The organism is Thermococcus sp., assembly GCF_027066465.1.
In the GTDB taxonomy this organism is placed as follows: Archaea; Methanobacteriota_B; Thermococci; order Thermococcales; family Thermococcaceae; genus Thermococcus.
Window position 1 is genome coordinate 1 of record NZ_JAMONU010000091.1, and the last position, 11,542, is coordinate 11,542.

General features: G+C 55.9%; 13 protein-coding genes. 11 read left to right on the forward strand and 2 right to left on the reverse strand.

Features of this window, described 5'->3' with window-relative positions:
- The coding region (locus MVK46_RS04300) for an AAA domain-containing protein (RefSeq protein WP_297535414.1) at positions 1–862 on the reverse strand (862 nt) is incomplete at its 3' end.
- A gap of 91 nt (positions 863–953) precedes the next feature.
- Between MVK46_RS04300 and MVK46_RS04305 the strand changes: the two genes are divergently transcribed.
- Positions 954–1,223, forward strand: a complete 270-nt coding sequence (locus tag MVK46_RS04305) for a ribbon-helix-helix domain-containing protein (protein ID WP_297535426.1) — start codon at positions 954–956, stop codon at positions 1,221–1,223.
- Positions 1,207–1,575, forward strand: a complete 369-nt coding sequence (locus MVK46_RS04310; RefSeq protein WP_297535415.1) for a type II toxin-antitoxin system PemK/MazF family toxin — start codon at positions 1,207–1,209, stop codon at positions 1,573–1,575. The genes MVK46_RS04305 and MVK46_RS04310 overlap by 17 nt, the downstream gene beginning before the upstream one ends.
- 83 nt (positions 1,576–1,658) lie before the next feature.
- Here MVK46_RS04310 and MVK46_RS04315 read toward each other — a convergent pair whose 3' ends face one another.
- Positions 1,659–1,856, reverse strand: a complete 198-nt coding sequence (locus tag MVK46_RS04315; protein ID WP_297535416.1) for a hypothetical protein — start codon at positions 1,854–1,856, stop codon at positions 1,659–1,661.
- Positions 1,857–2,208: 352 nt separating this feature from the next.
- Between MVK46_RS04315 and guaB the strand changes: the two genes are divergently transcribed.
- The 9 genes from guaB (at position 2,209) to fdhF (ending at position 11,438) form a co-directional block, all read left to right on the forward strand.
- On the forward strand, positions 2,209–3,666 hold the full coding sequence (guaB, locus tag MVK46_RS04320) for an IMP dehydrogenase (protein ID WP_297535417.1): 1,458 nt from the start codon (positions 2,209–2,211) through the stop codon (positions 3,664–3,666).
- A 44-nt stretch (positions 3,667–3,710) separates the two neighbouring features.
- Positions 3,711–5,108, forward strand: coding sequence for an L-aspartate oxidase (locus MVK46_RS04325; RefSeq protein WP_297535418.1), 1,398 nt, complete (start codon positions 3,711–3,713; stop codon positions 5,106–5,108).
- 46 nt (positions 5,109–5,154) lie between these two features.
- A complete protein-coding gene (locus MVK46_RS04330) occupies positions 5,155–5,355 on the forward strand; it encodes an antitoxin family protein (RefSeq protein WP_297535419.1) in 201 nt (66 codons plus the stop codon).
- Positions 5,339–5,812 (forward strand): type II toxin-antitoxin system VapC family toxin, encoded by a 474-nt coding sequence (locus tag MVK46_RS04335; protein WP_297535420.1) that lies wholly within the window; start codon positions 5,339–5,341, stop codon positions 5,810–5,812. Before MVK46_RS04330 ends, MVK46_RS04335 begins: the two co-directional genes overlap by 17 nt.
- 59 nt (positions 5,813–5,871) lie before the next feature.
- On the forward strand, positions 5,872–6,780 hold the full coding sequence (gene nadA / locus MVK46_RS04340) for a quinolinate synthase NadA (RefSeq protein WP_297535421.1): 909 nt from the start codon (positions 5,872–5,874) through the stop codon (positions 6,778–6,780).
- Position 6,781: 1 nt separating this feature from the next.
- Positions 6,782–7,618, forward strand: coding sequence for a carboxylating nicotinate-nucleotide diphosphorylase (nadC, locus tag MVK46_RS04345; RefSeq protein ID WP_297535422.1), 837 nt, complete (start codon positions 6,782–6,784; stop codon positions 7,616–7,618).
- Positions 7,619–7,742: 124 nt separating this feature from the next.
- Entirely contained in the window at positions 7,743–8,750 is a 1,008-nt protein-coding gene (pdxS, locus tag MVK46_RS04350; RefSeq protein WP_297535423.1) for a pyridoxal 5'-phosphate synthase lyase subunit PdxS, read from the forward strand.
- 34 nt (positions 8,751–8,784) lie between these two features.
- On the forward strand, positions 8,785–9,378 hold the full coding sequence (gene pdxT / locus MVK46_RS04355) for a pyridoxal 5'-phosphate synthase glutaminase subunit PdxT (protein WP_297535424.1): 594 nt from the start codon (positions 8,785–8,787) through the stop codon (positions 9,376–9,378).
- A gap of 74 nt (positions 9,379–9,452) precedes the next feature.
- Positions 9,453–11,438: a formate dehydrogenase subunit alpha gene (gene fdhF, locus MVK46_RS04360; RefSeq protein WP_297535425.1), complete on the forward strand. Its 1,986-nt coding sequence runs from the start codon at positions 9,453–9,455 to the stop codon at positions 11,436–11,438.
- The last annotated feature ends 104 nt before the right edge of the window (positions 11,439–11,542 follow it).

An 11,542-nucleotide genomic window follows, 5' to 3' on the forward strand; every position in this document is an offset into this window, starting at 1 on the left:
CCTTCAGGTTCTCCCCGATTACGCGAAGCTCCCTCAGCTCGCCGTAGAGCTCGTGCTGGGTCATTAGGTAAGCTAAGGTCGTCTCGTGGAGCTTTTTGGAGACCCTGCTCGGGTGTCCGACGCGGACGACCTTCATGCCGGAATCAACCAGCCTCTCGACGAGGTTGTCAACAGCCACGTTGCTCTCTGCAGTGGCCAGAACCCTGTGCCCCCTCGCCACCTCTTGCCGTATCAGCTCGACGAGTGTCCTCGTCTTTCCAGTCCCGAACGGCCCGTGAATCAGGAAGAAGTCCGGGCTTCCAAGGGCATTCGCTATTGCCCTCCTCTGGCTCGCGTTTAAACTCTTATCAAAGGGCGTGAACTCTACTTCCTCGCCCTCCTCAGGCTTCCTCAGGCCGAGGTAGAGCTCTAAAGCTTTCCTCCCGCTCTCCCGGAGGTTTTCAAGGTTTTCAAGCCAGCGCTTGAAGGTTATGTCATTGGCGTAGAGGTCTATCCTAACGCTTTTCAGCGCCCACTCCGGGACGGTCTCCAAAGCCACTGTTATGAACCGCTTCCCCTTCTCGACGACGGTTCCAACCAAGTCGCTTTTCAGAGGGTCCCTCTTGCTAATCACAACTAAATCGCCGACGCTTATCTCGGTCTTGATTTCCCTCTCGCGCCCGTATCTGACGAGAAAATAGCCGAGCTCCTCGCCGATTACCTTTCCATTGAGGCCGAGAACGGCCCTTCCAACCTTCTCCCTCTCGCGACCGCTGAGCCGTCTCATCTCGGCTCTCATGGCCTCTATCTCGGCCTTACGCTCCATCTCGATGAGAACCTTTAGCTTGGCGATGAACTTTGAGAGCTTCTCGTTTTCGCTCATTTTTCTTCCCTGCTACGACTAACAACTCTACTTTTAAAAGGTTGGGAAACCCTTATATCCTGTCCGACAAATGGAGGCATAGGTGAACGAAATGGTGACGACCGTTAAAGTCTCAGTCCGAATCCCGAAGGGTCTTGCGGAGAGGATGGACAGGCTCGTTGAAGAGGGCCTGTACTCAAGCAGGAGCGAAGTAATCAAGGACGCGCTCCGTCGCTTTCTTCTCGACGAACGCTTAGATGAAGAACTTGAGAGGAGGGCCTATCTGAAGGCCGTCGAGAAGATTCTCAGAGAGGACTGGAAGAGTGAGGCCGACGAGTACTGGGACGAGGCTGGAGGAATTCCATATGAGCCCGAGAAATGAGCTCCGCCAGTGGGAAGTAGTTCTCGTTGAGTTCCCTTTTGTTGATTTAGTTGGGAGGAAGCTTCGGCCCGCGCTAATCGTCTCGAACGACGAACTTAACGGGGTTTCAAACGCCATTATAGCCCTCCAGATAACGTCGAACCTCGGGAGCGGTTTTGCCGAGTACAACGTTTTAATAACCGACCGGGACGTTGCTCGCTATTCTGGAACGAGGCCGATAAAGCCGAGCCTTGTGAAGCCCTACGTGGTCTTCACCCTCGATAAAAAGCTCGTGAGAAAGCGCCTTGGCGTCCTGAAGGAAGAAAAGGTTGCTGAAGTTAAGGAAGGCCTCAGGAGAATCCTTGGCCTTTGAGGTCAGCCCATGCGAGTTTCCTCACCGCTCGGACGAAACTTCCCTCATCATCCCTGAGATGGTAGAAAGGAGGGGTTAAAAAGCTAAGCCCCGTCCGTTTCTATAACCGAGACGATGTCCCTGTAGAAGGACTTGATTGCCCTGACGTGCCTTTCCTCAACCCTGCCGCAGCAGGCGACGCGCTTGTAAAATTCCTCGAGCTCGTCAAGAAGCCACTCAAGCTGTCTCTTGGAGCCTTCGCCCAATCCGTTGCCCAAGAGCTTCCCCCTCAGAAACGGCATGACCTCCAAAGGCCGTCCCCAGGCGGCCCAGAAGAGACCTTCCTTCAAAACCTCAAGCAGTAACTCCTCGGACCTGGCACTAACGAAGGGTTTGGCCCTCCCCCCTTGGTTTCTTTATGGCTTCCCGGATTCCGTAACTCCTCCTCATGGCAATCACCGTAAGGCAAACTGCAATGTTCTATATTTATTTTTCGGTGATAACCGCGACAGATTAACAAATTTTTAGACAAAAGAGGGATAAAAATCGACATATGTTCAGATTCGTGGGATGACATGCAACGTAAAACCGCTTCGAAATCCTTAAAAATCCTTGACAGGTTCACGTTAAAAAGGACGGGGAGGTCCGGCAGAAATGGGAAAGTTTGAACACAAACTTGTTAATGCCCTCAAGGGCTACACATTCGACGACGTTCTTCTCATACCCCAGCCAACCGAGGTCGAGCCGAAGGACGTTGACGTCTCGACGAGGATTACGCCAAGGATAAGGCTGAACATTCCGATTCTCAGCGCCGCGATGGACACGGTAACGGAGTGGGAGATGGCCGTCGCAATGGCTAGGGAAGGTGGCTTAGGAGTAATCCACAGGAACATGAGCATAAGCGAACAGGTCGAGCAGGTCAGGAAGGTCAAGAGAGCCGAGCGCTTCATCGTCGAGGACGTCATCTCGATTTCACCCGATGAGACGATTGACTACGCCCTCTTCCTGATGGAGAAGAACGACATCGACGGCCTGCCCGTCGTCGAGGATGGGAAAGTTGTCGGCGTCATAAGCAAGAAGGACATAGCAGTCAAGCCCGGAAAGCTCGTGAGGGAAGTAATGACCGATGAGCCGATAACTGTTCCCGAAAGCGTAACGGCCGAGGAAGCCCTCAACCTGATGTTCGAACACAGGATTGACAGGCTTCCTGTCGTGAACTCTGAAGGGAAGCTCGTTGGTATAATCACGATGAGCGATTTGGCGAAGAGGAGAAAGTGGAAAAACGCCGTCAGGGATGAAAACGGTGATTTGGTGGTTGCTGCTGCCGTTGGTCCCTTTGACCTTGAAAGGGCGAAGGCCCTTGATAGGGCCGGAGCGGACGTCATCGTCATCGATACAGCTCACGCCCACAACCTCAAGGCGATTAAGGCCATGAAGGAGATAAGGAAAGCGGTCGATGCAGACCTCATCGTCGGAAACATCGCCAACCCGAAGGCCGTCGATGATTTAACCTTCGCCGACGCGGTGAAAGTCGGAATAGGGCCGGGGAGCATCTGCACGACGAGGGTTGTGGCCGGCGTCGGCGTCCCTCAGGTTACAGCGATAGCGCTCGTCGCCGACAAAGCGAGCGAGTACGGGCTCCACGTCATCGCTGACGGCGGAATCCGCTACTCCGGCGACATCGTCAAGGCCATAGCGGCCGGGGCCGACGCGGTCATGCTCGGCTCTCTCCTTGCCGGGACGAAAGAGGCGCCGGGAAAGGAGGTTGTCATCAACGGACGGCGCTACAAGCAGTACCGCGGAATGGGCTCGCTCGGGGCCATGATGAAGGGCGGGGCCGAGAGGTACTACCAGAAGGGCCACATGAAGACGAGGAAGTTCGTCCCGGAGGGCGTTGAGGGCGTCGTTCCCTACAAGGGAAGCGTGAGCGACGTTCTCTACCAGCTCGTTGGTGGCCTGCGCTCCGGAATGGGCTACGTCGGGGCTAAAAACATCGAGGAGCTGAAGGAGAAGGGCGAGTTCGTCATCATAACGCAGGCGGGAGTTAAGGAGAGCCACCCGCACGACATACTCATAACAAACGAGGCCCCGAACTATCCTCTGGGGAAGTAGAAAACCGTTTAAGCTCTCCCTATCTTCTTCCACCAGGTGGTTGGATGAAAATTGGAATCGTCGGCGGTGGAATATCTGGCCTAACCTCGGCCATAGCGCTCGCCAAGAGGGGTTTTGAGGTCACTCTCATCGGTCCCGGAATCAGGAGGAGCAACTCCTACCTCGCTCAAGCTGGAATAGCCTTCCCGGTTCTCGAAGGTGATTCGCTTGAAGCTCACGTTCTCGACACAATCAAAGCGGGAAAGTACATCAACGACCTCGAGGTCGTTTGGAACGTAATCTCGAAGGGGAGTGAAGCTTATGACTTCCTGCTCTCCCTCGGCCTGAAGTTCGAGGCGAGCGAGACCGAGGGCGGCCACTCGTTCCACAGGGTTTTCACGATTAAGAACGAGACCGGCAAGCACGTCACGAAGCTCCTCCACCTCCGCGCCAAGGAGCTGGATGTTCAGTTCATTAGGGGAAAGGCGGATGAGCTCGCGATAAAGAGGGGGAAGGCCTACGGAGTGTTCGTCGAGGGTGAGTTCCTCCGCTTCGACGCGACGGTTATCGCGTCCGGCGGATTCTCGGGACTCTTCAGGTTCACTGCCGGCTCTCCCGAGAACACAGGCCTCCTCATCGGCGACGCGCTCATGAAAGGTGTTCCAGCGAGAGATTTGGAGTTCGTTCAGTTTCACCCCACTGGCTACATCGGAAAGAACGGCGTCTTCCTGATAAGCGAGGCCGTTAGGGGAGCCGGTGCCAAGCTCGTAACGGACGAGGGAGAGCGCTTCGTGAACGAGCTTTCGACAAGGGACATTGTGGCAAGGGCAATCTACCGCCAGATGCAAACTGGAAAGAAAGTTTTCCTCGACGCGACTGGAATAGAGAACTTTAAGAAGCGCTTCCCGCAGATATACGCCTTCCTGCGGAAGGACGGGATAGACCCCTCTAAGGACCCAATCCCCGTCTCGCCAATAGCCCACTACACGATGGGTGGAATAGCGGTTGACCTCTGGTACAGAACGCCTGTGAAGAACCTCTACGCGATAGGTGAAGCTTCTTGCAACGGCTTCCACGGGGCGAACAGGTTAGCAAGCAACTCCCTCCTTGAGTGCCTTGTTTCCGGTCTTGAAGTTGCGAGGACGATAGCGAGGGAAAGGCCGAGGTGTCGGGAAGTTAAGGAGCCGGCCTACCACGGCTACGAGCCGGGGGACGTTGACGCGCTGAGGGAACTGCTCTGGGAAAAAGCCGGAATAGTGAGGAGCGCAAAAACCCTCCGGGAGGGCCTCAGGGAGCTTGAGGGAATCGAGACCGACCCGAGGCTGAAACTGCTTGCAAGGGGCGTTCTCGAGTGCGCACTCGCGAGGGAAGAGAGCAGGGGGAGCCACTACCGCGAGGACTTTCCGGTCATGAGAAAGGCCTTTGAGAGGCCGAGCTTCTTCGATGGGAAGTGCAGGCTCTGACCATTCACCTTTTAAATTCTCAAGTCGAAGTTTCGATGGTGAGAAAATGCCTAAGGTGATTGAGGCCGTTTATGAGAACGGTGTTATAAAGCCCCTCAAACCCCTCTCGCTTCCATCAAAGCGAATAGTAATCTACATCGAAGAGAAAAAGTTCTCTGAGCTTATTGATGAGCTGGAGCTTGAGGCGAGGGAGAACGTTGATGAAACCCTTGATTCTGTGAGGGGTAGAGATGAGGGTGATTCTTGATACCAGTGTCTTGGCAAAGGCCCTGCTACTCCCTCGGAGAGGTTTGCCTGAAGATGTTTACCAAAGAGAACTGGAAACACACAGAAAGGCAAGACTCGTTGTTAAACTGTGCGATAATCACGAGGTCTCTCTTCCAAGAGCCGGGCTCGTTGAAATTGCCAGCGTGCTCAGGAGAAACGGCCACAGAGACGTCATTCCTCAAGTTGTTGAATCCCTTTCGATTTCTTATTCAATAATTGGAGAAGACGAGATTTTTGAGGAAGCCCTTGATGTTGCGTCCCTTACTGGAGCTTCTGGATTTGATGCATACTTCATTGCACTGGCAAAGCTAATGGGTGGCCTTCTAATAACCGACGACATTAAGATGGCAAGACACGCGGAAAGCGTTGGAGTCACCCCACTGCTCCTGAGGGAGACCACAGAAGAACATCTCAGGGATGTCCTGAGTCCCCCATAACCAAAGGTGTCCAAAAACCCTTTTAATTCCCCTCTTCTACCCCCGCTGAGGGGTGTGAAATGGACAAGGAGAGGTTGATTGCCGAGATTGAGAAGCTCAAGGAGGAGCGCAACGCGATAATCATGGCCCACAACTACCAGCTCCCCGAGGTGCAGGATATAGCCGATTTTCTTGGGGACAGCCTCGAACTCGCGAGAAAAGCTGTGAAAACCGATGCCGACGTCATAGTCTTCGCGGGCGTCGATTTCATGGCCGAGACCGCTAAAATCCTCAACCCGGAGAAAACCGTTCTCATTCCATCTAAGAACGCCACGTGTGAGATGGCCAACATGCTCAAAGTCGAGCACATACTTGAAGCTAAGAGGAGGTATCCTAACGCTCCCGTCGTCCTCTACGTGAACACCACCGCCGAGGCAAAGGCCTACGCCGACGTAACCGTTACCTCCGCCAACGCTGTCAAAATCGTCGAAAAGCTCGATTCCGACGTCGTCATCTTCGGTCCGGACAAGAACTTAGGAAGCTACGTCGCGAGAATGACCGGCAAGAAGGTAATCCCGGTCCCGCCCGATGGCCACTGCTACGTCCACAGGAAGTTCACCCTTGAAGACGTCGAGCGCGCGAGGAGGCTCCACCCAAACGCCAAGCTCATGGTTCACCCCGAATGCGAGCCAGAAGTGCAAGAAAAGGCCGACATCATCGTTTCCACCGGCGGAATGATACGGCACGCGCCTGAGCACGACGAGTGGGTCGTCTTCACAGAGAGGGAGATGGTATACCGGCTGAGCAAGCTCTACCCGAACATAAAGTTCTATCCCGCGAGGGAGGACGCCGTCTGCGTTGGAATGAAAGCGATAACGCTCCAGAGCGTCTACGAGTCGCTCAGAGATATGAAATACCGGGTGGAGGTTCCAGCCGAGATAGCCGAGAAGGCAAGAAAGGCCATCGAGAGGATGCTGGAGATGAGCTGATATGGTCCCCCTCAACTACCTCCTCCGGTTCATTGAAGAGGATGCACCCTTCGGCGACGTGACGAGCGAGGCGGTGATTCCCGAGGGAACTAAAGCCAGGGCCGTAATCGTGGCCAAGCAGAACGGAATTATAGCGGGCGTTGAAGAAGCTAAAGCCCTCTTCGAGCACTTTGGCGTCAAGGTTTCTGTCAGAAAACGCGACGGCGAGGAAGTGAGGAGGGGAGACGTAATCCTCGAGCTTGAGGGGGACGCGAGGGCCATTCTGCTCGTCGAGAGAACAGCGTTAAACGTCATGGGCAGGATGAGCGGTATCGCGACCGAGGTTAGAAACCTCGTCGAGAAAGTTAGAGCTGTGAACCCGAAGGTCCGGGTAGCCGGCACGAGGAAGAGCCTTCTCAGGCCGATAGACAAAAAGGCTATCCTCATCGGGGGTGGAGAGCCGCACCGCTTCTCGCTGAGCGACGCGATACTCATCAAGGACAACCATCTCGCCCTTGTTCCGCTGGAGGAAGCAATAAGGCGCGCGAAGGAATTTTCTGTTTACAAAGTTGTCGAGGTTGAAGTGGAGAGCCTCGGGGACGCCCTCAGGGCGGCAAAAGCCGGGGCCGACGTTGTGATGCTCGACAACATGAAACCCGGGGAGATAGCGGAGACGATTGAGGCTTTAAAGCGCGAGGGCCTGCGCGACAGGGTGAAAATCGAGGTCTCCGGAGGAATAACTCCTGAGAACATCGAGGAGTATGCGAAGCTCGACGTAGATGTCATAAGCCTCGGCTATCTGACGCACTCGGTCAGGAACTTTGACGTTAGTCTCGAGATTGTCGGGAAGCTTCGGTGAGCTCCTTCGGGTTTTGATGTATTTTACTAAACATTTTTCACCCCCGCCATTCCGTTTCGGTGGCAAGGCTTATATTCCCTTTTTCAAATCAAAATCTGAAGGAAAGCGGAAAGGGGTGATTGGTATGGGAAAGTTCGATGTTATTGAAGCCAAAGGGACGGAGAGACTGAAGAGGGGATTCGCCAAGATGGTCAAAGGCGGTGTCATCATGGACGTCACCAACGCCGAGCAGGCGAGAATTGCGGAAGAGGCCGGAGCGGTCTCGGTCATGGCACTTCACAAGGTTCCCGCTGACATCAGAAAAGCCGGCGGCGTTGCAAGGATGGCGCCGATTGAGAAGATTCAGGAGATAATGGACGCCGTAACGATTCCGGTCATGGCCAAGGTCAGAATCGGCCACGTCGCAGAGGCGAGAATACTCGAAGCTTTGGGCGTTGATATGATTGACGAGAGCGAGGTTCTAACGCCATCGGACCCGTTCTTCCACATAGACAAGAGAGAATTTACCGTCCCCTTCGTCTGTGGCGCGAGGAACCTCGGCGAGGCCGTGAGAAGGATATGGGAAGGGGCCGCAATGATTAGAACCAAAGGTGAAGCCGGAACCGGCAACATCGTCGAGGCCGTCAGGCACGTCCGCCTCGTTGCCGAGGGAATAAGGCAGATTCAGGCCATGACCGACGAGCAGGTCTACGGCGTTGCCGAAAAGTTCGCCGAGCCCTACCTCAGGCTCGCCCTCAACGTCAAGGAGATAGCCGGACTTCCGGCAAAGGTTCTCGAGAACGAGCCGATTTACGGGCACTACACCTACCGCGAAATCGTTGACGGCCTCTACAAGGTCCTCCTTGAGATAAAGAAGCTCGGTCGCCTTCCGGTAGTTAACTTTGCCGCCGGTGGCGTCGCAACCCCGGCAGACGCGGCTCTTATGATGCAGATGGGCATGGACGGCGTCTTCGTCGGCTCGGGAATCTTCAAGAGCTCCAACCCGCCGAAGATGGCGAGGGCCATAGTCGAGGCCGTCAACCACTGGGACGAGCCGGACGTTCTCGTCGAGATAAGCAGGGAAATCGGCGAGCCGATGAAGGGCCAGGACATCGAGGAGCTGGAGGTTCGCCTTGAGGAGAGGGGCGTCTGACTCTTCTCCTTTTTCACCTTTTGGAGGGATAACCGTGGTCAGGGTAGGGGTTATAGGCCTACAAGGAGATGTCAGCGAGCACATCGAGGCGAGCAAAAAAGCTCTTGAGAACCTCGGCGTTACCGGTGAGGTTATATGGCTCAGGAAGCCGGAGCAGCTCGAGGGAATCTCGGCCATCATAATCCCCGGCGGTGAGAGCACCACCATCTCAAAGCTCATGGTCAAAACTGGCCTCTTCGAGCCGGTCAAAAAGCTCGGCGAGGAAGGTCTGCCAATCATGGGAACGTGCGCCGGTCTCATAATGCTCTCCAAAGACGTCATCGGGGCAACGCCGGAGCAGAGGTTCCTCGAGTTGCTTGACGTCAAGGTGAACAGAAACGCCTACGGCAGGCAGGTGGACAGCTTTGAGGCGCCTGTAAAGCTTGCCTTCAGCGACGAACCGTTCATAGGCGTCTTCATCCGCGCCCCGAGGATAGTGGAGCTCCTCAGCGACAAGGTGAAGCCGATAGCGTGGCTCGGCGACAGGGTTGTTGGCGTCGAGCAGGACAACCTAATCGGCCTCGAGTTCCACCCCGAGCTGACGGACGACACGAGGGTTCACGAGTACTTCCTCTGGAAGGTCCTTTGACCTTTGACAAGTTTTCGTCGATTGTCTTCAAAAAAGTTTATATTTTTTCGCCCTTCTCGCCAAAAGGTGATAGCGTGAAGACCGTTGTGTGTCCCTTCTGCGGCTTTGGGTGCAGGCTCCTCGTTGACGAGAAAAGCATGAGGGTCAAGCCCTACCCCGGCGAGCCGAACAGGGAAAAGCTCTGCCCCAAGGGCCTCTACTCGCTCGAGTTCGTCCGCTCTCCGGGAAGGCTGAAGAGGCCCCTCAAGAGGGTCGGTTCGGCGATGGTCCCAATCAGCTGGGGGGTCGCTATAGAGGAGATAGCCAACAGACTGCTCGAGATAAGGGAGCTTTACGGCCCCGATGCGGTGGCGTTCCTCTCGTCCTCGAAGGTGAGCAACGAGGAGAACTACCTCCTCCAGAAGATTGCCCGCCTGTTCGGCACGAACAACATAGACAACTGCGCGAGGCTGTGCCACGAGGCGAGCGTTCACGCGCTCAAGCTGACCGTTGGAACCGGAGCGCAGACGAACCCCTACGAGGACATCGAGCGCTTCAACGCCGTCCTGATATGGGGCTACAATCCCGCTGAAACGCACCCCGTCGTCATGGACTACATTCTGAGGGCCAAGAGGAGGGGAGCTAAAATAATCGTCGTGGACGTCAGGGAAACGCGGACGATGGCCTTTGCAGACTACAAGCTCGTCATAAAGCCCGGGACGGACATAGTCCTGGCCAACGCGATTGCCCACGTTATAATCAAGGAGGGCCTCTACAACGAGGAGTTCATCAGGATGAGGACGAGCGGGTTCTCCGAAGTCAGAATGGGGGTTACGAAGTACACCCCAGAGTACGCGGAGGGCGTAACCGGAGTCCCCGCGGAGACGATAAGGGAAGTTGCGAGGGCCTTCGCACTGGCCGGAAGCGGGGCGATAATGTGGGGGATGGGCTTAACCCAGCACGTCTCTGGCGTTGAGAACGTTCTGGCTGTGATAAACCTCGCACTGCTCCTCGGCTACATCGGCGAGCGCGGTGGCCTCTATCCAATGCGCGGACAGAACAACGTCCAGGGAGCGGCGTACATGGGCGCGCTCAGCGAGTTCCTGCCGGGCTACGTCCCGCTGACCGACGAACGCTTCCGGAAGCGCGTTGCCGACGTGTGGGGAGTCGAGGACATACCAACGGACAGGGGACTCTACCTCACCGAGCTGTGGGAGGCGATAGAAGAGGGCGACGTGAAGGCCCTCTACATCGTCGGCGAGAATCCGGCTGTGAGCGAGGCGAACTTTGACCACGTAAGAAAAGCCCTCAGAAAGCTCGACTTACTCGTGGTCCAGGACATCTTCATGACAAGAACGGCGCGCTACGCCCACTACATCCTCCCGGCATCGGCTTTCTGCGAAAAGGCCGGCAGTTACATGAACAGCGAGCGGAGAATCCAGTGGAGCCACAAAGTCTGCGAGCCCTACGCCGACTCAAGGCCCGACTGGGAGATTCTGGCGATGCTCGGCCGGGCGCTCGGACTTCCGGGCTTTACCTACGCGAGCGTTGAGGAGATAACGGCAGAGTACTTCCGTCTCTTCCCGGAGCTTGAGGAGAGGGACGTTGAGGAACTCAAGAACGGCGATGGAATCTTTCTGCCCAGGAAGAGGCTTCACACCTGGGAGTTCGCGACGCCCGACGGAAAGGCCCGCTTCATGGCCGTCGAGAGAATCTCGCCCTGGGAGGAGCCGAACGGGGAGTTCCCGCTGGTTCTCACGACCGTTCGCTTAATAAGCCACTACAACACCGGCGAGATGACGCGGAGGAGTCCCTCGCTCGTGAAGCTCATGGGCGAGCCGAGGGCGTTGATGAGTAAGCGCGACGCGGAAAGGCTCGGAATCCGCGACGGCGACTGGGTGGAGATTGAAACACGGCGCGGAAGGATAAGGATGCGCGCGAAGGTCGAGAAAGTTCAGGAGGGCCTCGTCGTGGTTCCCTTTCACTTCAAGGCGAACAAACTTACCAGTCCAGCACTCAACAAGGCCGGAACTCCGGCGTTCAAGTTCTCGGCGTGTCGGGTCAAGAGGGTCAAAACCTGAACGCCCACTCGGGATACTGGCCGGTTAGGCAGGCCGTGCAGAGGTCTTCCCTACCGACGGCCCTTTTCAGGCCCTCAACGCTGAGATAAGCTAAGCTGTCCGCT

Coding starts and splice junctions, on each gene's coding strand:
- guaB (WP_297535417.1), top strand. CDS start 2,209: ATGGGAAAGTTTGAACACAAACTTGTTAATGCCCTCAAGGGCTACACA.
- MVK46_RS04305 (WP_297535426.1), top strand. CDS start 954: ATGGTGACGACCGTTAAAGTCTCAGTCCGAATCCCGAAGGGTCTTGCG.
- pdxS (WP_297535423.1), top strand. CDS start 7,743: ATGGGAAAGTTCGATGTTATTGAAGCCAAAGGGACGGAGAGACTGAAG.
- MVK46_RS04325 (WP_297535418.1), top strand. CDS start 3,711: ATGAAAATTGGAATCGTCGGCGGTGGAATATCTGGCCTAACCTCGGCC.
- MVK46_RS04335 (WP_297535420.1), top strand. CDS start 5,339: ATGAGGGTGATTCTTGATACCAGTGTCTTGGCAAAGGCCCTGCTACTC.
- MVK46_RS04330 (WP_297535419.1), top strand. CDS start 5,155: ATGCCTAAGGTGATTGAGGCCGTTTATGAGAACGGTGTTATAAAGCCC.
- MVK46_RS04310 (WP_297535415.1), top strand. CDS start 1,207: ATGAGCCCGAGAAATGAGCTCCGCCAGTGGGAAGTAGTTCTCGTTGAG.
- nadA (WP_297535421.1), top strand. CDS start 5,872: ATGGACAAGGAGAGGTTGATTGCCGAGATTGAGAAGCTCAAGGAGGAG.
- nadC (WP_297535422.1), top strand. CDS start 6,782: ATGGTCCCCCTCAACTACCTCCTCCGGTTCATTGAAGAGGATGCACCC.
- MVK46_RS04315 (WP_297535416.1), bottom strand. CDS start 1,856: ATGCCGTTTCTGAGGGGGAAGCTCTTGGGCAACGGATTGGGCGAAGGC.